The sequence below is a fragment of the Mariniflexile sp. genome (assembly GCF_041583155.1).
Lineage (GTDB): Bacteria > Bacteroidota > Bacteroidia > Flavobacteriales > Flavobacteriaceae > Mariniflexile.
Window position 1 is genome coordinate 14,254 of the sequence record NZ_JBFHGK010000034.1, and the last position, 23,422, is coordinate 37,675.

Annotated in this window: 21 protein-coding genes and 1 pseudogene; 16 read left to right on the forward strand and 6 right to left on the reverse strand. The window is 33.1% G+C overall.

What is annotated here, in order from left to right; translation table 11 throughout:
* Window positions 1-18: 18 nt before the first annotated feature.
* The 4 genes and pseudogenes from ABYI63_RS12490 (at window position 19) to ABYI63_RS12505 (ending at window position 3,801) form a co-directional block, all read left to right on the forward strand.
* The gene (locus ABYI63_RS12490) at window positions 19-1,008 is read left to right on the forward strand and encodes a GNAT family N-acetyltransferase (RefSeq protein WP_372756689.1); all 990 of its coding nucleotides are present in this window, start codon (window positions 19-21) and stop codon (window positions 1,006-1,008) included.
* Window positions 1,005-2,108: pseudogene (locus ABYI63_RS12495) on the forward strand (DegT/DnrJ/EryC1/StrS family aminotransferase). Before ABYI63_RS12490 ends, ABYI63_RS12495 begins: the two are co-directional and overlap by 4 nt.
* A complete protein-coding gene (locus tag ABYI63_RS12500) occupies window positions 2,105-3,391 on the forward strand; it encodes an O-antigen translocase (RefSeq protein WP_372756690.1) in 1,287 nt (428 codons plus the stop codon). The pseudogene ABYI63_RS12495 and the gene ABYI63_RS12500 overlap by 4 nt, the downstream one beginning before the upstream one ends.
* Window positions 3,388-3,801, forward strand: a complete 414-nt coding sequence (locus ABYI63_RS12505; protein WP_372756691.1) for an FdtA/QdtA family cupin domain-containing protein — start codon at window positions 3,388-3,390, stop codon at window positions 3,799-3,801. The genes ABYI63_RS12500 and ABYI63_RS12505 overlap by 4 nt, the downstream gene beginning before the upstream one ends.
* On the opposite strand, the gene ABYI63_RS12510 is transcribed toward ABYI63_RS12505, so the two are convergent.
* Window positions 3,776-4,705 (reverse strand): glycosyltransferase family 2 protein, encoded by a 930-nt coding sequence (locus ABYI63_RS12510; protein ID WP_372756692.1) that lies wholly within the window; start codon window positions 4,703-4,705, stop codon window positions 3,776-3,778. The two genes, ABYI63_RS12505 and ABYI63_RS12510, sit on opposite strands and share 26 nt — an antisense overlap.
* Window positions 4,706-4,854: 149 nt before the next feature.
* Here ABYI63_RS12510 and ABYI63_RS12515 point away from each other — a divergent pair, with 149 nt between their 5' ends.
* Both ABYI63_RS12515 and ABYI63_RS12520 read left to right on the forward strand, forming a co-directional pair.
* Window positions 4,855-5,949, forward strand: a complete 1,095-nt coding sequence (locus ABYI63_RS12515; protein WP_372756693.1) for a glycosyltransferase — start codon at window positions 4,855-4,857, stop codon at window positions 5,947-5,949.
* Window positions 5,950-6,027: 78 nt separating this feature from the next.
* Window positions 6,028-7,116 carry a glycosyltransferase gene (locus ABYI63_RS12520; RefSeq protein WP_372756694.1) on the forward strand — a complete coding sequence of 363 codons (1,089 nt, stop codon included), beginning with the start codon at window positions 6,028-6,030 and terminating at the stop codon, window positions 7,114-7,116.
* Here the strand turns inward: ABYI63_RS12520 and ABYI63_RS12525 are convergent, their stop codons facing one another.
* Window positions 7,117-7,800: a cell division ATP-binding protein FtsE gene (locus tag ABYI63_RS12525; protein WP_372756695.1), complete on the reverse strand. Its 684-nt coding sequence runs from the start codon at window positions 7,798-7,800 to the stop codon at window positions 7,117-7,119. It abuts the gene before it with no gap.
* A 228-nt stretch (window positions 7,801-8,028) separates the two neighbouring features.
* Here ABYI63_RS12525 and ABYI63_RS12530 point away from each other — a divergent pair, with 228 nt between their 5' ends.
* Window positions 8,029-11,055, forward strand: coding sequence for a tetratricopeptide repeat protein (locus ABYI63_RS12530; RefSeq protein WP_372756696.1), 3,027 nt, complete (start codon window positions 8,029-8,031; stop codon window positions 11,053-11,055).
* A 61-nt stretch (window positions 11,056-11,116) separates the two neighbouring features.
* A complete protein-coding gene (locus tag ABYI63_RS12535) occupies window positions 11,117-12,832 on the forward strand; it encodes a TonB-dependent receptor (protein WP_372756697.1) in 1,716 nt (571 codons plus the stop codon).
* Between the two features lie 59 nt (window positions 12,833-12,891).
* On the opposite strand, the gene ABYI63_RS12540 is transcribed toward ABYI63_RS12535, so the two are convergent.
* A complete protein-coding gene (locus tag ABYI63_RS12540) occupies window positions 12,892-13,593 on the reverse strand; it encodes a class I SAM-dependent methyltransferase (protein ID WP_372756698.1) in 702 nt (233 codons plus the stop codon).
* A 132-nt stretch (window positions 13,594-13,725) separates the two neighbouring features.
* On the opposite strand from ABYI63_RS12540, the gene ABYI63_RS12545 reads away from it, so the two are divergent.
* Window positions 13,726-14,220, forward strand: a complete 495-nt coding sequence (locus tag ABYI63_RS12545; RefSeq protein WP_372756699.1) for a YkgJ family cysteine cluster protein — start codon at window positions 13,726-13,728, stop codon at window positions 14,218-14,220.
* Between the two features lie 71 nt (window positions 14,221-14,291).
* Here ABYI63_RS12545 and ABYI63_RS12550 read toward each other — a convergent pair whose 3' ends face one another.
* Window positions 14,292-15,371: a serine hydrolase domain-containing protein gene (locus ABYI63_RS12550; RefSeq protein WP_372756700.1), complete on the reverse strand. Its 1,080-nt coding sequence runs from the start codon at window positions 15,369-15,371 to the stop codon at window positions 14,292-14,294.
* 90 nt (window positions 15,372-15,461) lie between these two features.
* Entirely contained in the window at window positions 15,462-16,736 is a 1,275-nt protein-coding gene (locus ABYI63_RS12555; RefSeq protein ID WP_372756701.1) for an exo-beta-N-acetylmuramidase NamZ domain-containing protein, read from the reverse strand.
* An 8-nt stretch (window positions 16,737-16,744) separates the two neighbouring features.
* On the opposite strand from ABYI63_RS12555, the gene ABYI63_RS12560 reads away from it, so the two are divergent.
* The 5 genes from ABYI63_RS12560 to ABYI63_RS12580 all read left to right on the forward strand — a co-directional run bounded on the left by ABYI63_RS12560 (window position 16,745) and on the right by ABYI63_RS12580 (window position 20,729).
* Entirely contained in the window at window positions 16,745-17,980 is a 1,236-nt protein-coding gene (locus tag ABYI63_RS12560) for an ABC transporter permease (protein WP_372756702.1), read from the forward strand.
* 272 nt (window positions 17,981-18,252) lie between these two features.
* Window positions 18,253-18,501: an FUSC family protein gene (locus tag ABYI63_RS12565; protein WP_372756703.1), complete on the forward strand. Its 249-nt coding sequence runs from the start codon at window positions 18,253-18,255 to the stop codon at window positions 18,499-18,501.
* 84 nt (window positions 18,502-18,585) lie between these two features.
* Window positions 18,586-18,816, forward strand: coding sequence for a DUF2007 domain-containing protein (locus ABYI63_RS12570; RefSeq protein WP_372756704.1), 231 nt, complete (start codon window positions 18,586-18,588; stop codon window positions 18,814-18,816).
* 85 nt (window positions 18,817-18,901) lie between these two features.
* Window positions 18,902-19,321, forward strand: a complete 420-nt coding sequence (locus ABYI63_RS12575) for a hypothetical protein (protein WP_372756705.1) — start codon at window positions 18,902-18,904, stop codon at window positions 19,319-19,321.
* A gap of 136 nt (window positions 19,322-19,457) precedes the next feature.
* Window positions 19,458-20,729 (forward strand): cation:proton antiporter, encoded by a 1,272-nt coding sequence (locus ABYI63_RS12580; protein WP_372756706.1) that lies wholly within the window; start codon window positions 19,458-19,460, stop codon window positions 20,727-20,729.
* A 113-nt stretch (window positions 20,730-20,842) separates the two neighbouring features.
* Here the strand turns inward: ABYI63_RS12580 and ABYI63_RS12585 are convergent, their stop codons facing one another.
* Complete coding sequence (locus ABYI63_RS12585; protein WP_372756707.1) at window positions 20,843-21,652, reverse strand: amidohydrolase family protein; 810 nt, start codon at window positions 21,650-21,652, stop codon at window positions 20,843-20,845.
* A 205-nt stretch (window positions 21,653-21,857) separates the two neighbouring features.
* On the opposite strand from ABYI63_RS12585, the gene ABYI63_RS12590 reads away from it, so the two are divergent.
* Together ABYI63_RS12590 and ABYI63_RS12595 are read left to right on the forward strand one after the other, a co-directional pair.
* On the forward strand, window positions 21,858-23,126 hold the full coding sequence (locus ABYI63_RS12590; protein WP_372756708.1) for a DUF2851 family protein: 1,269 nt from the start codon (window positions 21,858-21,860) through the stop codon (window positions 23,124-23,126).
* Between the two features lie 68 nt (window positions 23,127-23,194).
* A complete protein-coding gene (locus ABYI63_RS12595; RefSeq protein WP_132216658.1) occupies window positions 23,195-23,422 on the forward strand; it encodes a PspC domain-containing protein in 228 nt (75 codons plus the stop codon).

A 23,422-nucleotide genomic window follows, 5' to 3' on the forward strand; every position in this document is an offset into this window, starting at 1 on the left:
TGTCTGTTGAAATTGTAAATGATTAGTAAATCGGAAGCATATAGAGTTAGAAGGTATTCAAACGAAGACTTTGATGCATGGAATGCTTTTGTAGAGAAATCAAAAAACGGTACCTTTTTATTTGATAGACATTATATGGATTATCATAGTGATAGGTTTGAAGATTGTTCACTTATGGTATTCAAAAAGGATAAGCTGCTGGCCGTTTTTCCAGCAAACAAATTAGGAGAAGCATTGTATTCTCATCAAGGTTTAACTTATGGAGGACTGATTCTTTCAGATACCATTAAATTTGAAGCTGTTACAGCTATAGTTATAAGTTTACTTCAATATTTAATGGGGCAGCAGTTTAAAACCCTATATATAAAGCAAATTCCATCTATTTATTCAAAAGTTTTTACCGAGGAATTAAACTACCTGTTTTTTATTTTGAAGGCGGAGTTAGTTATAAAAGACATACTTTCGGTTATAAATTTAAAGGCTGATTTTATTGTCTCAAAAGACAGGCTGGATGGTTACAAAAGGGCATTAAAACATCATTTAGTTGTAAAGGAGGTAGATGAAATGGAATCCTTCTGGAATCAAATTCTCATAAAAAACTTAAGAAATAAGCATAAAACAAAACCGGTACATAGCCTAGAAGAAATAACCCTGTTAAAAAGCCGGTTTCCAAAACATATCAGACAGTTCAATGTTTATGATAAAGATAAGATTGTTGCAGGAACTACCATTTTTGAAACTCATTTGGTAGCCCACTCTCAGTATATTTCTGGAAATCAAGACAAAAATTTACTTGGAAGCTTGGATTTTTTACATTTTCATTTAATTAAAAATGTATTTCAGGAAAAGACATATTTTGATTTTGGTTGTTCAAATGAGAATAACGGCTTACATGTAAATAAGGGACTTTTGTATTGGAAAGAAGGTTTTGGTGCTAAAACGGTTACTCAGGAATTTTATAAAGTTGATGTTGGTAATTGGGAACTTCTAAAAACCGTGTTCATATGATAAAGTTTTTAGATTTAAAAAAGCTAAATGCCCAATACCATAACGAATTTAAAAAAGAGTTTAATGCATTTTTAAATTCAGGCACTTATATTTTAGGGTCACAAGTTGAGGATTTTGAAAAAGAGTTTGCTGGTTATTGTGGAACAACCTATTGTATAGGCGTAAATTCTGGGTTAGATGCTTTACATTTAATACTTGAAGGCTATAAAGCGCTCGGGATTTTAAAAGCTGGTGACGAAATTATAGTACCTGCTAATACGTACATAGCAACAGTGTTAGCTATTAGTAACTCAAGTTTAAAGCCAGTATTGGTGGATTCCGATGTGGAAACATTTAATATCAAGCCAGAAGAAATTTTAAAAGTAATTTCTAGTAAAACCAAGGCTATTTTGGGTGTTCATCTATACGGTCAATTATATGATGTGGAAGCCTTAGAAGCTATTTCAAAACAACACAATTTGCTGTTAATTGAAGATGCTGCCCAAGCACATGGCGCTGAAAATACGGATGGCAGAAAAGCAGGAAATGTTTCGGATGCAGCCGCTTTTAGTTTTTAACCAGGAAAAAATTTGGGAGCTTTAGGCGATGCTGGTGCTATCACAACCAATAATGAGGAGCTTGCTCGGGTACTATACAAACTGAGGAATTACGGAAGATCAGGCACTTACACGAATGATATAAAAGGTTTCAATTGCAGATTAGATGCGTTACAAGCAGCTTTTCTAAGAATTAAGTTGACGCATTTAAACAAGGAGAACAATAAACGTAAGGAAATTGCTGATTTTTATATCAAAGCGTTTAAAAACAGTAACATTATAACACCCAAGTGTGAGAACTTGAACCAACATGTTTTTCATTTGTTTGTTATTAAAAGTAGTCAAAGAGATGAACTGAAAAATTATTTGCTAAAAAACGGTGTTGAAACGCTCATACATTATCCTGTCGCCATTCATAAACAACTGGCTTACAAGGAATATAATTCCTTAAGTTTACCCATTACAGAACGTTTACACCGTGAAATTTTAAGCTTGCCTTTAAATTCATCTTTAGCAACGGCAGAAGTGAAGAAAATTGCCTCTTTAATAAATGCCTTTCAGTGAATTTTTTTAATAAAAATAAAGACTTATTCCTTGTAAAACTATTTTCAGTAAATTCTTTAGGTATTGGACTGCGTTCTGTTTTGGGTTTAATTTCTCAAAAATTAATTGCTATTTATTTGGGTCCAGATGGTGTTGCTTTCGTTGGAAATATGAGAAATGCCTTAACGTTATTCGGTCTTGGAGCTACGAGTGCTGTTGATCAAGGTGTTCTAAAATACCAAGCGGAATTCGAAGGTAACCCTGTTAAAATTAAAAAGCTTTACGATACTTCCATAGCATACACTGTTGTAGGTAGTTTGCTTGTTTTCTTTTTATTGTTTTTTGGAGCTTCTGTTTGGAGTAATTATCTGTTTAACACAGAAACCTACAACTATTTGTTTATTATTTTGGCCTTTACCTTACCTTTCACAGCCCTGTATAATTTGTGTTTTGCTATTGTAAACGGACAATCCAATTATAAAAAAGCCACTTTACTTTCCTTTTCCACCTATACTGTGGTTACCATATTAGTTATTGTAATGGTGGTTTATTACCAATTACCAGGCGCCTTATTAGCAGTTACCTTAACACCATTAGTTCAGTTAATTGGCCTTTTTTTATTTGCTAAGAAAGAACTGCATTTATTTTATGCTGTAAGGGCAAAATTTCATAACTTTTTTAAAAATAAACTTTTTGTGTTTATAATAATGTCATTGGCTGCGGTAGTTTTAAATAATATTGTTGAACTTGAGCTAAGGAGTTATTTAATTAGAAAACTATCTATAGCAGATGCAGGTTATTGGACTTCCATTACAAGTCTTTCAAACTATTATTTGTCATTTTTAACAGGCGTTTATTCCTTATATGTACTACCAAGGTTTTCTAAGATTAGCGACCTGAAAATGTTTAAATTAGAATTGATTCACATTTACAAAATCATAATTCCAATATTTTTAATTATGTTTTTAGGTATTTATGTATTCAGAGAATTTATAATTCATTTATTATATACATCTGAGTTTTTGCCGATGCAGAATTTATTCAAGTGGCAATTACTAGGTGATTTGGTGAAAATAATAGCCGCTATAATGGCTTACCAATTTATTGCTCAGAAATTATGGAAGTTATTTGTTATCACCGAAGTGATTTCGTTTTTATTACTGTACTTCTTTGGGGTTTATTTTGTTAATAAAATGGGTGTTGAAGGTATTGTTTTTGCTCATTTTTTAAGATATGTTGTATATTTATTTATGATTCTATTTTTACTTAAAAATTTTTATAAAAAACCTAGAACCACCCGATGAAAACATCCATTCACGATATAAAAATTCTTGATATCCCTATAGTTAAAGAACGCCGAGGAAACCTTGCCGTGATTGAAAAGGAGGTTATCCCATTTGAAATAAAACGGGTTTACTATTTGTTTGATGTGCCAAGTAAATCTAAAAGAGGCGGGCATGCACATAAGGCATTAAGTCAGTTTCTTATTGCATTGAGTGGTAGTTTTGATGTTGTTTTAAAAGATGGTGAAGACGTGGTTGTAGAAACACTGAACGATCCATCTAAAGGATTATTAATATTGCCAGGTATCTGGAGGGAACTGGAAAACTTTTCATCAGGTGCTGTTTGTTTAGTTGTAGCTTCTGATGTTTATTTTGAAGCTGATTATATCCGAGATTTTATAACATTTAAAAAATGGAAATCAACTTCCTGAAAAATGGAATTTGACTGGCATAATAATGGATATAGTCCTTTAAATTTTTAGAAGCTATCTTTTTGAAAGCTATTTTGCCTATGTCTTTTTTCTCAAAATAGCCAGCATAATAAAGTAATTGTTTGTTATGATTGATTTCAAAAGTCTCTCTTATCGTTTCTGAAATATGGTATTTCTTTGAAAAATAGGTAAACAATAGATGCATTTGATTTAACAAAAATAATTGACGATCAAAACGTTTTTGATGCGAGCAAGAAGCATCATGAACTCTGTAAATATGTAACGATTCATTAATGGTTTCAAAATTAGTATGCATTACTAAATCCACCAAAATCGGGTAATCTTCAATAGTAACGTTCATGTGCATGTATTTTTCAAAATCGACATACTTATATAAAAAACTTCTATTGTAACAAACACCTACGGGAGCTACTTTTCCGAGTAAAATATTGGTTTTATATGCTTCTTTTGAAATATTAATTAAGTGCGCATTATCAAAATTCACCGATTTATTTTTTGTTTCTAAATACAAATCATAGCCAGAATCCACAAAACCCAAACTTTCATCAGTTTTTAGGGTATCAACCATTTTTTGTAATGTATCCTCACCTTTAAATAAATCATCACCAGCAATATCAAAAATATAAGTGCCTTGACATCTGTCTAAAGTCGCCTTAAAGTTTTTCAAAATGCCTAATTGCGAAGTGTTTTTTTTAACATTAAAAAGGGCAGGCTGTTTTTCTTTGTAACGATTAATGATTTCTAACGTGTTATCTGTTGAGCAATCATCGCCAACCACAATTTCAAAATCAAAATTCACTTTTTGCGATAGAATGGATTGCAGGGTTGCTTCAATATGTTTAGCATTATTAAACGTTATAAGATGTACCGATAATTCAATCATAAGGTAATAGAAAAAGTGTTTTTAAATGTAATTTTTATATTTGAAATGACATAGTAGAATCCGTATTATTAAAATAAACGTGTATTTTTGATGATTACCATTCAAATTAAAACACTTAGTAAATTAAAACCAGTGTTTTCTGTTCAAAAATGAATAAAAAAAATGTATTAATAGTTGCTAAAAGTTTAAGCGAAGGCGGGTCCGAACGTGCTGCAGCTATACTTTCATTAATGTTAAAGCCGTTTAATTATGATGTAACTTTAGTTATATTAGATAATAAAATTAGTTATGAATATTACGGTACGTGTTATGTACTAAACAGAGAAAAAATTAAGAAGAATTTTAAAACCAGATTTTCCTTCTTCATTAATTTTAGAAATTATGTAACACAAAATCATTTTGATTATGTTATAGATTTTAGAACGCGAAACTCCATTTTAAGAGAATTATTAATTTATAAATTTATTTATAAAAAAATTAAAAATGTAGTTTTCACTATTCATTTACCACAGCTGTATTTGTACATACCAAAACCATTTTTTTTAGTTAAAAAAAACTATGCAGAAGCCTTAAAAATAGTCACGGTTTCTAATGCGATAAGAGAGCTTGTAAAGCATTCGTATATTTTAAAAAATACAGCTTTAATTTATAATGCTATTGATATTGAAAGCATTCAAAAACTAAAACAAGAGACCATTAGTGAACTTGAAGATTTTATTTTAATAGTAGGAAGAATGGATGATGATATTAAACAAATTAAAAAATTAATAGATTGTTACCCTAAAACGAGTTTAAAAGAAAAGCAAATCAAATTATTTATAATGGGTGATGGTTCTCTTAAAGAAACGATGAAACACGAAGTGAAATCTAGAGGACTATCTGAAGATATTCATTTTTTATCCTTTCAAGAAAACCCATATAAATACATGGCTAGAGCTAAGTTTTTAGTTTTATGTAGTAAAATGGAGGGTTTTCCTTATGTTATCTTGGAAACGCTAGCTTGTGGCACACCCGTAGTTTCATTTGATTGTGAAACCGGGCCTAGGGAAATGATTCAGAACGAATGCAATGGGTTGTTGGTTGAAAATCAAGACTTTGATAAATTGATAAAGGCCATTAATAGGCTGGTATCAAATTCAGAACTTTATGACCATTGTAAAAAAAACGCATTAACCAGCGTTGAAAAATTTGACATGACCTTAATTGCTGAAAATTGGAAGCAAATTTTAGAAACAAATTGTTAACTAAGCTTGTAATTATTTTTATCTTGCCCAAGCCAATTTAAACTTTTTTATATCACATTTTATTGTGGTTTCGGATTAATGAAACAAAAAAAAATAGCTATTATTTCACCTTCGGCAGGTAATGGAGGTGCTGAAAAAGCATCGACATTATTATCGTTAATGCTAGAAAACTTGAATTATGAAGTACACTTCATTGCTGCCTATACTTTAAAAGACTTTAAAGTAGGGGGGCAGTTTTATTGCCTTCAGGTGCCTAAAGCAACCAGGTTTAGCTTTGTGTACCAGTTTTTTGGATTTATAAAGCTTAGAAGGCATATTAAACGCCACAATTTTGATGCTATTATAGATTTTAGGTCCCGAAGACGCTTTCTTACCGAATTGGTGTTTACCTACTTTGTAGTTCCTAGATTGGATATCATGATTTATACCTTTCACTTGCCTTTGATGGATAAGTATATCCCTAAACCTTGGTTTTTATTTCGGAGTATTTATAATAAAGCAGAAAAGATAGTATGTGTTTCTAAAGGAATTAAACAGAAAACAGAGGAAATTGGTCTGGAAAACACCCAAGTGATACTAAATCCGATAGATTTTAAATTTATTGAAGATAAGATTGACAGTGAAAAGTTGTTCGATTTTGAATACATAATCGGGGTAGGCCGAATGGATGATAATATTAAACAATTCGATCATTTAATGGAAGCTTATTCCAATTCGGTACTTCCAGAAAAGCATATTCATTTGGTGATACTGGGGAAAGGTCAGTATCAATCTGTACTTGAAGATTTTCAAAAAACACTTCCAAACGGTGATAAAATCCATTTTGCAGGATTCCAAGACAACCCCTATAAATACATGCATCAGGCCAAATTCTTTGTGTTGTCTAGCAAGTTTGAAGGGTTTCCGTTAGTTGTTTTAGAAGCTTTGGCTTGCGGTACGCCCGTTATTTCATATGATTGTCCGACTGGACCAAGTGAAATTATTGAACATGAAAAAAATGGCCTGTTGATACCTGCGCAAAACAAACGAAAGTTAACAGAAGGTATGAATGCTTTTGTTGAAAATGAAATACGTTATAATCAGTGTAAGGCCAATGCGAAAAAATCTATAGCTCATTTAACCATGGAGGATATAGGTAAGCAATGGCAAACTCTGCTGGAAAATTAATTAAGCCTTTCTCTGTACGACCTCAAAAACCTGACTGTCTTCACATTTTAAAGTTTTGCTAGGGTATTTTAAAAGCAGGGCATAATCGTGAGTGGCCATTAAAATAGTATTGCCGTTTTTGTTTATTTCTTGCAAAACCTCCATTACTTCAATACTAGTTTGTGGGTCTAGGTTTCCAGTAGGCTCATCCGCCAATATCAGTTCTGGGTTATTAAGTAGGGCTCTGGCAATGGCAACTCGCTGCTGCTCGCCACCAGAAAGTTCATGTGGGTATTTGTAGCCCATAGTTTTCATGCCAACTTTATTAAGAACTTCTTCAACACGCTTGTCCATTTCCAATTTATCTTTCCAGCCGGTAGCTCTTAAAACAAATAGTAAATTGCCATTAATGGTACTGTCTGGAAGTAGTTTGAAGTCTTGAAATACAACGCCTAACTTACGTCTTAAATAGGGGATGTCCTTCTCCTTTAAGGTTTTTAAATCGAAATCTACAATATGCCCTTCTCCTTCGGTTAAAGGTAAATCGCCATAGAGCGTTTTCATAAAACTACTTTTCCCGGTACCTGTTTTACCTATTAAATAAACAAAATCACCTTTATTAATTTCAACATTAACATTGGAAAGTACCAAATTATTACCCTGATAAATAGAGACGTCTTTTAATTGTAAAATAGGAGTTGGCATAAGTTATATAAATTATTGTGCTGTAAAAGTATTATATAAATGTTGAAAAGTTAAAAGTTTTTTGAGTTTTTAAAGGTTTCAGGCATCTTTAATTTAGGTTACAACATAAATAGCTGCTACCACTTTATTTGAAATTTTTAATAAGTCGGTTTATAATTATAGCACGATTGTTGCGTTATAGGAAATAGATTAAATTATCTTTGATTTAAAATTAAAAACAAACCGTTAATGACTATAAAAAAGAGTGTTTCCCTTTTGGTTGCCATAAGTTTTAGTTTTCAAATATGGGCACAGAAATCCGCAACGTATACGAGTAATTTGGTTGAATATCAAAAAGCTCTGTCGCTTTATAATAATCAGCAGTATCTAGCAGCGCAATCTTTATTCAGAAGTGTAAAAAAAGATACCAAAGAAAATGTTCTATTATCCGATTGTGCCTATTACATAGCCAATTGTGCAGTGCGATTAAACCAGCAAAATGCCGATCAATTGGTTGAGAATTTCGTGAATGATTTTCCAACCAGTACCAAACGAAATACAGCATTTGTGGATGTGGCAGATTATTACTTTGCCAACGGACAATATGCACATGCTAGAAAATGGTATGATAAAGTTGATGAAAGTGGATTAGGAAGAAGTGAAAAAGAAAAATTTTATTTCAATAATGGCTATTCTGCATTTTCGAGCAAGCAATACAAAGAGGCAAATCAGTACTTGTCTCGTGTTGAAAATTCAAAAGAATATGGTTCGCAAGCCAAATATTATATTGGTTACATGGCTTATGAAGGCGATGATTATGAAAACGCTAATAAATATTTTGATCAGGTTAGTAATCAGGAACAGTACAAAGAGAAATTATCATATTATCAAGCCGATTTGAATTTCAAATTAGGAAATTTTGAAAAAGCCATTGAATTAGCAAAAGCAAAATTGAAAAGTAGTGATGCCAATGAGGTTTCCGAACTATCAAAAATAATTGGAGAAAGTTATTTTAACTTAAAAAAGTATAACGAAGCCATTCCGTATCTGCAAGCATACAAGGGGGTGAAAGGAAAGTGGAATAACACCGATTTTTATCAACTTGGTTACGCACATTACAAACAAGGCCAGTATGAAAAAGCCATTTCAGAGTTTAATAAAATTATTGGAGGCACTAATTCAATTGCTCAAAATGCCTATTATCATTTAGGGGAAAGTTATATAAAACTAGGTAAAAAACAAGAGGCTCTAAATGCTTTTAAAAATGCCTCAGAAATGGATTTCGACCTAAAAATTCAGGAAGATGCTTATTTAAATTATGCTAAAATTAGCTATGATATTGGTAACCCTTACCAATCTGCTCCGCAGGTTTTAGCTGCTTATTTGGAAAAGTATCCGAAAACGACCCAGAAAGAGGAGTTGGAAACCCTATTAATCGATTCATATATTACATCAAAAAATTATAAGGAAGCACTTAAACTGTTAGAAGGTAAAAAGAGTTTTGAGAGCAAATCGGCTTACCAAAAAGTTGCTTTTTATAGAGGTTTAGAAGTTTATAATGAAAATAATTTTATTGAAGCAAAATCACTTTTTGAGGCTTCCTTAAAAGAGCCTCGGGATGCTGGTTTTACAGCAAGAGCTACCTTTTGGAAAGCAGAAACCGACTATAATTTAAGTAATTATCAAGAAGCCTTAATTGGATTTAAACAATTTCAGCAACAATCGGCAGCAGCATCAACTCCAGAAAACAAAAACATTGATTATAATTTAGCTTATACGTATTTTAAATTGAAGAACTACGCTCAAACGGCACAGTATTTCAATCAATTTATAGCGTCTAACAAAAAAACGGACAATGTAAGATTGCATGACGCCTATTTGCGTTTGGGTGATGCCTATTTTGTATCTAGCGATTATAAAAATGCAATCAATGCCTATGAAAGTGCTATCAAATTAAATGTAAGTGATGCGGATTATGCCTTTTTCCAAAAGGCCATAAGCGCAGGTTATATTGGTCAAGACTCAAAAAAAATAAAAGAATTAGAACAGTTTATAGGGCAATATCAAAAATCAAAACTTCGTGATGATGCCATGTACGAATTGGGTAATACCTATGTAAAAAATGGGGATACAGAGAAGGCCATTCAAATGTACAATCGTTTAAATTCTGAATATAAAATGAGTTCGTTTGTGCCTAAAGCACATTTACGACAAGGTCTTATCTATTATAATGCGAGTAAAAACGAGCAGGCCTTAACAAAATTTAAGCAAGTAGCGAGTGCATATCCTGAAACACCCGAAGCGGTTCAGGCGGTTGCTACGGCACGTTTAATTTATATTGATTTAGGCCGCGTTAATGAATATGCGTCTTGGGTAAAAACCTTAAAATATGTTGAGGTAACGGATGCCGATTTAGACAACGCTACTTACCAAGCTGCTGAAAAACAATATTTGGATAATAATACGGATAAAGCCATTACACAGTTTAATGGGTACTTAAATCAATTTCCTAGTGGATTACATACCTTACAATCGCATTTCTATCTAGCTCAAATGTATTATAAAAAAGGACTGATGGAAAATGCTGCTCCACATTATAAGTATGTAGTAGATACTTCAAGAAGTGAGTTTACTGAAGAGGCTTTATCACGTTTGTCACAATTTTATTTAGAAAGTAAAAGCTGGAATAAAGCCATTCCTGTATTAGAGCGTTTGGAAGATGAAGCTAATTTTCCTCAAAACGTTGTGTTTGCACAATCTAATTTAATGAAAGCAAACTATCAATTAGAAAATTATAGTAAAGCGGTAGCCTATGCTGAAAAAGTATTAGCTAGTGCCACTATTGATACTAAAATAAAAGCAGATGCCAATGTTATTATTGCGCGTTCTGCTATAAAAACAGGTAATGAAACCAAAGCGAAAGAAGCTTATGCTAAAGTAGAGCCAGTTGCAAGTGGTGAAACTGCAGCCGAGGCATTGTACTATAATGCTTATTTTAAAAATAAGGAAGGAAAATTTGAGGCATCCAACACTACGGTTCAGAAATTAGCTAAAGATTTTTCAGGATACAAATATTATAGCGCAAAAGGTTTGGTGCTTATGGCAAAGAATTTTTATGCTTTAAAAGATGCGTTTCAAGCTACCTATATTTTGGAAAGTGTAATTCAAAACTTTACAGAATTTAATGATGTTGTTACAGAAGCCAAGGCAGAGTTAAGTAAAATTAAAACAGAAGAAGCTAAAACCAATTCGTCCATTCGAGCTGGTGGAAATTAGATTCAAATTGACAATAGTCAATTAGAAATTATCAATTGTTTAAAATCGTAAATAAAAGCATATGCGCAAGCACATACAAAACATCATAGTATTCATTTTTTCATTGAGTGTATTTAATGGGTTTTCTCAAAAAAAATCTGGAGACACTATTACTACAGGTGTCATAGACGTCGTAAAACCATATACACCAACCATATCGGATGCCTTTAAAGTGAAAGAAGTACCGTCATTAAATGATGAAATTACACAAGCCAAAAAGGAAATTAAATACAATATCTTTTCTTTTCCAGTAGCTTCCACATTTACACCTGCAAAGGGAAAAGCGGCTACCGTTGATAAAGCGAAACCTATAAAGTTATTTGACAATTACGCCACATTAGGTGTTGGAACGTATACCACTATTTTAGGTGAAGTTTACTTAAATCACGCTATAAGCCGTACTGAGAGTGTTGGTGGTTACGTGAGTCATCATTCCTCTGGAGGTGGCATTGAAGGATTGACCTATGATGATGATTTTCTAGATTCAAAAGCTAATGTTAATTACGCATCACGGTTGCGAGATGTGTCGTGGAATGTAGAGGGCGGTGTCGGTTACCAGCGTTATAATTGGTACGGGGTTCCAGAATCGCAAATTGCTGTTTCACAATCAAACAATATTCAAGTAGATCATTCATTTTTTGATGCTCATTTGGGGGGTGATATAACTTTTGAAGACACCTATATAAATTCAGCAAGTTTGTTGTTCAGACGCTTTGGTGATAATCAAGGATCTGCAGAAAATAGATTTAAGTTTACAGGAAAGGTAGATGTGCCAATCAACGATTATGAGATTTCTACGGATGTTATTTTCGACTACTTAAGTGGTGGTTTTGACACGGATTATAATGCTATTGGGGAATTAAATTACGGAAATTTTCAATTAGGTATTTCACCAACGTATCAGTTAATTGAAGATGATTTAACTTTAAATCTAGGCGTGTCTTTGTTTTATATGAAAGATAATGAAGCCAATGATAGTAAAATTTATTTATACCCAAATGTAACAGCAACCTACAGATTGGCAAACGATGTATTAATTGCATATGGTGGCCTTCAAGGGGATTTAATTCAGAACTCTTACCATGGTTTTGCAAACGAAAATCCGTTTGTATCGCCAACTTTGTTTATTACTCCAACAAATCAACTTTATAATGCCTACGTGGGCTTAAAGGGAAAAATTACAACAAATGTTAGTTACAACATTAGTGGCCGTTATTTGTCCGATAGAAGTAAAGCCTTGTTTAGAAACAATGAAATTACGCAAACTTCCCAGGACTTCTCTTATGGAAACTCCTTCGGTATTGTTTACGACGATGTGAAGACCTTGGGTCTGGCAGGTGAAGTAAATGTAGATGTGAACCGAAATTTTAAATTAAATTTAAAAGCGGAAACCTTTAAATATGCTGTTGAAAATGAATCTGAAGCGTGGAATTTACCAGATTTTAAAGCGTCCTTGTTTTTAGATTATCAAATAAACGAAAAGTGGTTTGCTGGAGCTAATTTAATGTTTGTGGGTGAGCGTAAAGATCAATTCTTTTTAAGTGCGACAACCCCAACTACAGTAACTTTAGATAGTTATTTTGATGCTAATGCACATGTAGGCTATCATGTAACAGAGCAATTGTCCATATTTGCAAAAGCCAATAATATTGCAAATGAAGGCTACCAAAAATGGCAAAATTTCCCAGTACAATCGGCTCAGTTTTTAGCGGGTGCTACTTATAAATTTGATTTCTGATTTTCTGTAAAGACAGGAATCTCATCAAATGAATAATAAATTTGAAAAGAGGTTCTTGTCTATATAGAAATTAATCTGGCTAAATAATCAAAATGCTCCCCTTCAGCAACTAATTCGCATTTTAAACCCACCGTTTCACAGGCTAACTTAAGTTTTTCAAAATCCAAATACAGCCATTTCATTGGGTTTTCATCTTCACCTTTGTAGCTCAAAAAATAATCGAGTTCCCCGTGGTAAGTTGCATTCAAATCCATCCAATAACCACCATCTTCATCTTCGTACATATATTTGATATCTGAAGAATCTATTAAAATTTGTCCGTTTTTATTCAACAGACTTTTTAAATGTTTTAAGTATGTTGCAACCTGTGATAGTTCTTGAAAAATACCAGTACCATTCATTAATAGTAAAATGGTATCAAAGGTTTCTGTTTCCTCTAAAAGCGGTTTAACTTCAGCCTGTTTAACACCACGAAGTTTGGCAACTTCAATGGCGCCCTTAGAGATGTCTATTGCCTTTACAGTAAGCCCTTTTTCTTGTAAATATAGACTATGGCTTCCAGCCCCACAACCAACATCCAGAACGCGTCCATTTGCTAATTTTAATGCTCTTTTTTCTAGTTTTGGCATGTCTTTAAAGTTACGGAACAAATAGGGTAGAGGCAAATCATCCGCTTCCGATATGTTGGTTGATGTTATAATATCTTCAGTATAGTTCCCGTTTTGGTAGTCCAATAACGCCTTTCCGAATAAATCTTTCAATACAAAAAAGTTTAATGTTTAATATGTTTAGGGTTTTAAGTCGTTTCCGGATTAAAAAGTTTATCGTTTAAAAAAATTGTACTTTTGACCATAATTTTTGAACAAGATACCTAAAACCTGAAATAATATATTTTGGAACAATTTCTGAAAAACCTTCCAAAGCTCGCCAAAGATAAGGATAACGAGAGTAAAAAATTCTTCGCGAAGCTAAAAAGTAAACCGCCAAAAAATTTAGACTACGTGATGCAAGAATTGCATGATAACGAGTTTAAAAAAACGGACTGTTTGGAATGTGCTAATTGCTGTAAAACCACGGGGCCTTTGTTTACGGATAAGGATATTGAGCGTATAGCAAAACATTTTAAGATGAAATCCAAGCAGTTTATTGGTCAGTATTTGCGTATTGATGAAGATAATGATTATGTGCTGCAAACCGTGCCTTGCACGTTTTTAGGGGCCGATAATTATTGTTCTATTTATGAAGTACGACCCAAAGCCTGCCGTGAATTTCCTCATACAGACAGAAAAAAGTTTCAACAAATATCAAATTTAACCTTGAAAAATGTGGCCATGTGCCCCGCGGCTTTCAATATTGTTGAAGAAATGAAGAAACGAATTAAGTTGTAAAATTGAGTTTCACTTTTCAGTTTGCAATTTTTTTCACTTGGCACCTTTAAGATATTTGCAAGTTAAAAACCCTAATCGACAAAAATATGTTCCAGTTCTTTTCCAAAATCTGTCATAGATACGCCTGTTAAATTTGTTAAAACCGTTATTACAATTTCTTCTTTGGGAAAAATCATTAATATGGTTGAGGCACCAACACCACCACCTGTATGATAATATTTAGGAGTGCCATTTTTTGAAATTTCTGTTGAAAATCCAATACCATAACCTGTTTTTTCACCTGTAGTTAGGCGTTGTGATGTTGTAATTTCAGCGATGGCTTCATTAGATAAGATTTTTGGAAAAATAAGCTCGTTTCCAAACCGAACAATGTCTTCTGAAGTTGATAAAAAGCCGCCACCAGCAACTTTATATTCATTTGCAACAGGTTTAGCGATAACGGGATGTCTTAACACCGAACTTTTGTAAAATTGTGTTAAGTTGGGTACCACAGCATCCGAAACATCCATTAAAGAACAGGTCATATTTAAAGGTTCAAAAATGGTCTTGCATACATAGTCGTTGAAGGGAGTGTTGCATGCATTCTGCATCACTTCACTTAATAACACAAACCCAAAAGAGCTATAGCTATAATGAGTTCCAGGCTCAAATAAAAGCGAGTCATTTTTAAACAAATCCAAACCTTCGGTAATACTCATTTTTTTATTTAACGCATACTCCACATTATCTTTGTAGTGTCTTATGCCCGCTAAATTACCACCAAGTTGACGCACGGTAATATCGTAATCTTGTTTGGGGTAATTAGGAACGTATTTGTAAATGCTAGAATCTAATTCAATAACATTGTCGTCCACTAATTTAGCTAAAGCCACTGCGGTAATAGACTTGGAAATACTAGCTACCCTAAAAACCGTAGTGTCTGGAATTACTCGTGTTTTTGGTTTTTTATTGGAATAACCAAATCCCTTGGACCATATAAGTTCTCCGTGCTTAGAAACAGAGATAGACATGCCCATTATTCTGTTTTTTCGTAAAAATTTTTTTGCTAGTTTTTTGGCAGTCTTTATTTTTACTTGGTTAGGGTTTTCGGCCGTTTGTGTAAATCCTATAGCACTTAAAAGAAGCATTATAGAAGCAATAATTTGTTTCATGTTGGTATTGTGATGATTTTTATTTAGACCCTTAATTTTCCGATTAAAGTCTTTTATGTATCGATTTTGGAATCTGAGTGCTTTATCGTATTATTTGTAAATTAGATAGGTTTGTCTGTTTCTTTTAAACGTTTCTAAATCTTGTTGCCATGAGGCTTTTATCAAAGTCTCTGTTACACCAGTTTCAATTTGTTGTTGTAATTTTTTAGTGCCTGCCAATTTTGTAAAAAAAGCATTGAAAAAATCTGTTTTATTTTTAGTGTTTTTATAAGCTGAAATTAACCAGTTCAAATTTATACTTTTTAAATTTTTAGCATCTTCCAAATTCATGCCATAACAAATTTTGTCTTGATATAAGGGTTGTTTAGCACCTTCATTTGGTTTTGGTGTAAATGTGTAATTAAATGTGTTTTTATCTAAAAACGGACTTCCAAAAACTTGAAATTGCGTATTGGTACCACGACCCACACTTACATTTGTGCCCTCAAAAAAACATAAACTAGCATATAAATTTATGGATTTATCATTAGGTAAATTCGGACTTGGTTTAATGGGTAAACTGTAGGACATTTGATGCGAATAATTTTTAATAGCAATGATTTTTAATTCACACTGAATACTGTTTTTTAACCAGTTTTCACCGTTTATCATTTTAGCATACTCACCAATAGTCATGCCATGAACTACCGGAATGGGGTGCATTCCAACAAAACTTTTATGTTCCATTTCCAATACTGGTCCATCAATATAATGTCCGTTTGGGTTGGGTCTATCAAAAATTAGTACAGGGATTTTTGCTTCGGCACAAGCTTCCATAACATAATGCAACGACGAAATGTAGGTGTAAAAACGGGCACCTACATCCTGAATATCAAAAATCATGATATCAATATTTTTAAGCTGTTCTGGTTTTGGTTTTTTATTGTCGCCATAAAGCGATACAATGGGCACACCTGTTTTAGTGTCAATACCGTCTTTAATATGTTCACCTGCGTCTGCGGTGCCTCTAAAACCATGCTCTGGAGCAAAAACGGTTTTAACGCTTAATTTTAATGCAATTAAGGAGTCCACTAAATGCGTGTATTTAAGGTTCTCGCTCTTGGTGCTTGGTGCTAGGTTCTTAAAAATAACACTGGTTTGGTTAGCAACTATTCCAATGCGTTTTCCTCTCAACAAGGGTAAATAGGCTTCCGTTTGATTTGCGCCAACAATTATTTGAGGCGCTTGGTTCTTTAGCGTTGATTCTTCAATTTCTATATTGGAAATCATGCTTTCATCTTCCGTCTTTTCTTTAAAAAAGTTTCCACAAGAAATCATTCCTAAAACAAATAATAAAACTGTATTTTTGACAACATTAAACCGCATAGTATATTTTGAATTACGAGTTTTTTTTAGCTAAACGTATTATAGGCAATAAAGCGTATAAAAGTAGTATATCGGCACCAATAATAAAAATTGGCATTGCAGCCATTGCTATTGGTATAGTGGTGATGATGGTGGCTATAGCTACCGGCATTGGCTTGCAACAGAAAATCCGTGACAAAGTAGTGGCCTTTAATGGACATGTTACCATTTTGAATTTTGATAGTAATGCATCGCAGGAAAGCATAACACCTATATCAAAAAAACAAAAGTTTTACCCAAAATTTTCGGCTGTGGAAGGTGTTAAACACGTACAAGCAGTTGCCTCTAAATTTGGGGTTATTCGTACTAAAACCGATTTTGAAGGTGCTTACCTAAAAGGTGTTGGAGGTGATTATAGTTGGGAATATTTTAAGGAGTTTTTAGTAGCCGGCAGATTACCTGATTATACGAAAGAGAGAAATGAGGATGTCTTAATTTCACAATATTTAGCAAACCGACTTAAGTTTAAAGTGGGTGAAACATTTCAAATGGTATTCCCTAAAGAAGATACCGAAAAGTTGCCTAACATCATAACTTACAGTATTGTGGGTATTTATAATTCTGGATTTCAAGATTTAGATGCGCAATATGTTTTAGGCGATATTAGGCATATTCAACGTATTAATAAATGGGAAGACGATCAAATTGGAAATTTTGAAGTGTTTTTAAGTGATTACGACCAATTGCCGCAAAAAGGTATCGAAATATACCATAACACCCCTTCCACATTAAACACCCAAACTATAACCGAAAAGTATGCCTCTATCTTTGAGTGGATAAGCATTTTTGATAAAAATATTTATGGAATTATTGGTATCATGATTCTGGTTGCAGGAATTAATATGATTACTGCGCTTCTGGTGCTAATTTTAGAACGTACTCAAATGATTGGGATTTTAAAAGCCTTAGGTAGTAATAACTGGAGTATTCGAAAACTCTTTTTGTACAATGCAGGTTACCTTATTTTATTAGGTCTTTTTTGGGGGAATTTAATAGGTTTGGGCATCTTAATGGCGCAAAAATATTTCAAATTGTTCCCGCTCGATCCCAGTGTGTATTACGTAACCGAAGCTCCGGTATATATCAGTTTCACCTACATCATCGCACTAAATGTTGGTACGCTCATATTGTGTTTGCTTATGCTTTTAGTACCCTCGTATATTATCACAAAAATTTCGCCAGTAAAAGCCATTAGGTTCGAATAAATGTTTAGGGCGTTACCCGTGGGGTCGCGCTATACACTAGTAGTTTTGGCTCGCTGCGCGTACTCGCCAAAAGCTACCGTTTCTATCGCTAACGCAGTCATCAGTTTAGGCAACAGGCCCTACACAGTTTTCAGATTAACTGTTATGTCAGGTGATTTTTTCTTACATTAGGGGCTGTAATGCTAAGATGAAATTATAACGTTTATAAAGCATTGGTGAAATTGTGGCAAAACTGAAATTATCAAACAAAATATAACTTTGAAAAGATTAAAATGGAGCAACCTAAATTTGCTGATTTATCAGACGAAGCATTACTAAAAGAAGCAAGAAAACACAAATCCACTAAGCTTTATGATGCCATTATTATTGGACTGTTAGTTGGAATTGCAATTTACAGTGCCGCAAAAAATGGTCTGGGTTGGCTTAGCTTATTGCCGCTTGTGTATATGCCCATAGCTCTTAAGAACAATGCTAAAAATAAAGCATTGGAAACTCTTTTAAAAGAGCGAAATTTGAAATAAAAGCATTCAACAAGTTCGAGCTAAATTTTAAACTTCAAACAACTAAAATATCACCATATTTTATCTCAATAAAAACAATAAGCCATGAATTTAGTTACCATCAAAAAATCCCGTACCGAAATAGATTTATTAGTCCTTAAAAGCCGCTTAGAATCTGAAGGCATAAAATGCTACTTAAAAAATGAGTTTACCACGCAATTGATGAATTATATTCCAACTTTTGAGGTTGAACTACAGGTTTCTACTTCAGATTTAGAAGTAGTAAATAGAATAATGACTGAAACGGAGAGTAACTATAATGCTACTTTAAATTAAAAAGTAAGTGTTTTGTTGTTGTTTAACTATACATGTGTCATACTTAAAGTTTGTAATTGCCAAATGAACCAACACCAGATTTATTATGAAAATTAGATTTAAGAAAAATAGACTATATGCTTTTTTAGTTGGCGGACTAATCTTTATTGGATTGGGGCTTTTTATGATAGTTGATGAAGATGATTTGAAATGGTCAAAATTTGGATATTTAATATTAGGCCTTTTTTATCTAGGACAATATTTATTTGATTTAAAGAATCAGTATTTAACTATTGAAAATGGAATAATTAAAAAAAATGGACCTTTTGGATTTGGAAAGAAGATTCATTTGAAGGACATAAAGTGGATTAAAAAGTACGCCGGAGATTATACATTAATTACCGAGTCCAAAAAATTGAAAATTAATACCATGTTGATTGAGGAAAAATCACTCGAAGCCTTAAATAGAACATTAAAAGAATTGAATTTACCAGCCGATAAAACGCCATTTGCCAATATTGCATAAAAGGAATAAAGTTGGTTTGTCTAACTATATATGCTGGTAAATTTTCTTTTCGGTTTTTAATTGCTTAAATTAGGGGGATGTACCTAGCAAAGTGTTTTGAATATAAGCTGTTAGGTAAAAGGAATTATATCATAAAATGCATTATTTAAACGAGAGTCACATATTAATTTTTCTTTTACAGGTACTTGTGCTTCTTGGTGTAGCGAAAACTTTAAGTGCCATTTGTGAATCGGTTAAAATTCCTGCCATAGCAGGTGAAATAGTCGCTGGAGTAATTTTAGGTCCTACCTTACTTGGTCGCATAGTTCCAGACTTCCAAGTCTGGTTATTTCCTGTAGATACAATTCAGTCCACCATGTTGGAAACAGTTTCCTGGTTAGGTGTTTTTTTTCTGTTACTTACTTCGGGTTTTCATGTTAATATAGGCCATGCCATTCGCAGTGGTCGTGCAGCCTTATTTATTGGAATTATTGGAGTGTTAGTACCTATAGCAATTGGTTATCCTATATTCCATTTATTTGATGCTTCCTATTGGGGAGATAAAGCTACGTCAGTCTCTTTCGCTTTATTTTTAGCGGTTGCAAGTTCAATTACAGCGATTTCGGTTGTGGCTCGTGCGCTTGGTGATCTTGGTATAGCTAAAACACCTCAGGCCTCTTTAGCACTTTCAGCCTGTGCTATTAACGATTTGTTTGGATGGCTTTTATTTACACTTGTAATTTCACTAGCTACTTCAGAAACCACAAGTGTTGTGGAAATGGTTGGAGCTGCTTTAGGTGTAGTTGGTTTTGTTTTTTTAAGTGTAACTTTTGGTGCTAAAGTATTCGGTGTGGCATTACAACGCGTTAAATCGACGGCATTAAAGCAGCCGGCAGCGACAATGTCGTTAATTGTAAGTGTAGGATTGCTTTGTGGAGCCATCACACAATGGTTAGGAATTCATGCCATTCTTGGCTTCTTTCTAGCGGGTATAATTGTGGCAAGTGCTAAAGGTGTTTCTAAGGATTTACGCAATAGTGTTTCTGATACCCTTCATGCCATCTTTGTACCTCTTTTTTTTGCTACCCTCGGTCTTAAAATTGATTTTTTAGTAGGGCTGGAATTATGGCCGACACTCATATTTACGCTTATTGCGATTTTTGGTAAATTTATAGGGGCTTGGCTTGGGGCAGTTTTGGGTAAAAAATCTCAGAAAACATCCGTTTTAATGGGACTGATTTTTATTCCAGGAGGCGCAATGGAAATTGTAGTTGCAACTTTGGCTCTGGAACTCCAGTTGATAGGGCAGGCCATATTTGTGGCAATCGTATTTGCTGCTCTTCTGTCTTCCATTCTTGCTGGCCCATTAATTGGTATTCAATCCCGTTACATGAAATTAAAAAAGCATAAGCAAACCCCTAAATTATAAACTTAATCATGTAATGCCCTCCTTTTTTTGATTTGCTTATTAAGTGTCGAGTGTATGTTTTTTGTGCTGTGCTTTTAACTTTTAAAAATCCTTTTGGTTTTTATTAATCGTTATTAAAGTTTTGAAACATCAATTTTAAATAATTCAGCGGCATTTTTCCAAAGAATTAATTCCTTTTTTTCTTGAGGTAAGTCTATTTGACTCATAAACTTCAAATACGATTTCATGTTACTAATTGGCCAATCGGTTCCATACAGCAAATACTTTGGGTTGCCAACATAGGTAATCATTTCTTCAATTTCTGTTTTCATATAACGTTCAAACTTATCGGTGAAATCACCCAATACCAATCCAGAAATATCGGCATGCACGTTCTCATTTTTATAAACCACTTCCATACAATCTTTAATCCAAGGATTTCCAACGTGGCAAATCACGATTTTTAATTCAGGGTAATCTACGGCCAGGTCATCAATATGAATAGGATGAGAAAACTTGACCTTTCCTGTAGGGGCATAGGTATCTCCGGAATGAAACATAACAGGAACATCGTATTCAATGGCCATTTCGTAAACCACCTTTAGGCGGATATCATTTGGATAAAATGGCTCATAACCAGGGTAAAACTTTAATCCTTTTATTAATCCCGATTCCAGATACTCACTAATCTCCCTTAAATCACGATGATTATAATTCAAGTAACTAATACCAGCAACCACACCTAAATTGTTTCGTCCGCTAATGGCTTCTACTACTTTTTTGGTACTCGGACGGTGTTCATTTACTTTATATGATGTAAGCACTAAAGAATAATCTACCTTATTTTCCAACATGGTATCAGTAAGTTTGTTTAGGCAATCATCTAAAGATACGACTCTGTCTTCGTGGTAGTTATTTATATGTGTGTGAACGTCAATTATCATGTTGTTGTTTTTATTATTCATTAAATGCAATATCGCAAATTTTCACTGTGCAAACAAAATACAATTTTAGCTCTATCGCTAAAAAAATAACTTCAATAAATTAAATGCTAAAGTTTGCAGTTGTTTTTTACAGTTTAATCAAATTTAAAAACTTTAAAGTTTTTTAAGGTATATTTCGTTTCAATTTATTTTTTACTTTAGGTGTATGCAAGAAGATTTTCTACACTACATATGGAAACATAAAAAGTTTGATCTTACTAATTTAAGAACAACTCAAGGTGAAGCTATTTTAGTTTCAAATGTTGGTCAGCATAATTTTAATTCGGGTCCCGATTTTTTTAATGCACAACTTACAATTGGGAATCAACTGTGGGCGGGTAATGTAGAGATTCATGTAAAATCTTCAGACTGGTTTTTGCACAATCATGAATTGGATGAAGCTTATGATAGTGTGATTTTGCATGTAGTTTGGGAACATGATACAGACGTATTCAGAAAAGATAATACCCCAATTTCAACCTTGCCATTAAAAGATTTTGTTTGCAAAACGGTATTAAACAATTATGAAAAACTGTTTTCTAGAAACGGAAAGTGGATTAATTGCGAAACTGATTTCGCCCAGGTTGATGATTTTCTAATGAATAATTGGCTGGAACGTCTTTATTTTGAACGATTAGAACGAAAATCCTTTGAAATCCAAAAACTCTTAGAATTCACAAAAAACGATTGGGAAGCCGTTTTGTTTATGATGCTTGCTAAAAATTTCGGATTAAAAGTAAATGGAGAATCGTTTTTTAGCATTGCTAAATCTTTAGATTTTTCAATAGTAAGGAAAGTACAATCCAATAATCAAGCATTAGAAGCCTTGCTTTTTGGACAGGCAGGGTTTTTACAACAGGATTTAGAAGATACCTATTATTTGGCGTTAAACAAAGAATATTGTTTTTTAAAACAAAAATTTAATTTAGAAAATAAAAACGTCATTTCGCCACAGTTTTTTAGGTTACGGCCACCTAATTTCCCAACCATCCGACTGGCGCAATTAGGGCGTTTATATAATACCCATCAAAGTTTATTCTCTAAGCTTATAGAAACAAATGATTTAGAAACATTTTATACATTGTTTAATGTGTCAGCTTCAATCTATTGGGACAGTCATTTTTCTTTTGGGAAAACATCCAAAGTCTCTTCCAAAAAGCTTACCAAATCGTTTATAGATTTATTATTAATTAACACGGTTTTGCCAATAAAATTTAGTTATGCGATGCAAAATGGATATGAAATTGATAGTGTTGTTCTAAATATTGCCACTAAAATTACTTCAGAAAAAAACAGTATCGTGGATGCCTTTAAAAGGCTAAAAAAAGTTTCCGACTCTTCACTGCATTCTCAGGCATTAATTCAATTAAAAAATGAGTATTGTAATAAAAATAAGTGCTTACAGTGTGCAATTGGCGCACAACTAATTAAGTAACGAGCGATTTAATGTAATTTTTGAACAAATAAACTTTTAAACAAATAAACTTAATACTAAATTGCAGCATGAACGGAATTTATAAACCACTATTATTTTTTCAAAAACATGGTTATTACGTATGCCAGCGTATAGCCGAGCGTTTGGGTATTAGAGCAAAAGTAGTAAGAACTACGTTCATGTATCTAACCTTTGTAACTCTTGGTTTTGGTTTTGCCCTATACTTGTTTTTAGCATTTTGGATGCGCATTAAAGATTTAGTTTACACCAAACGATCTTCTGTTTTCGATTTATAA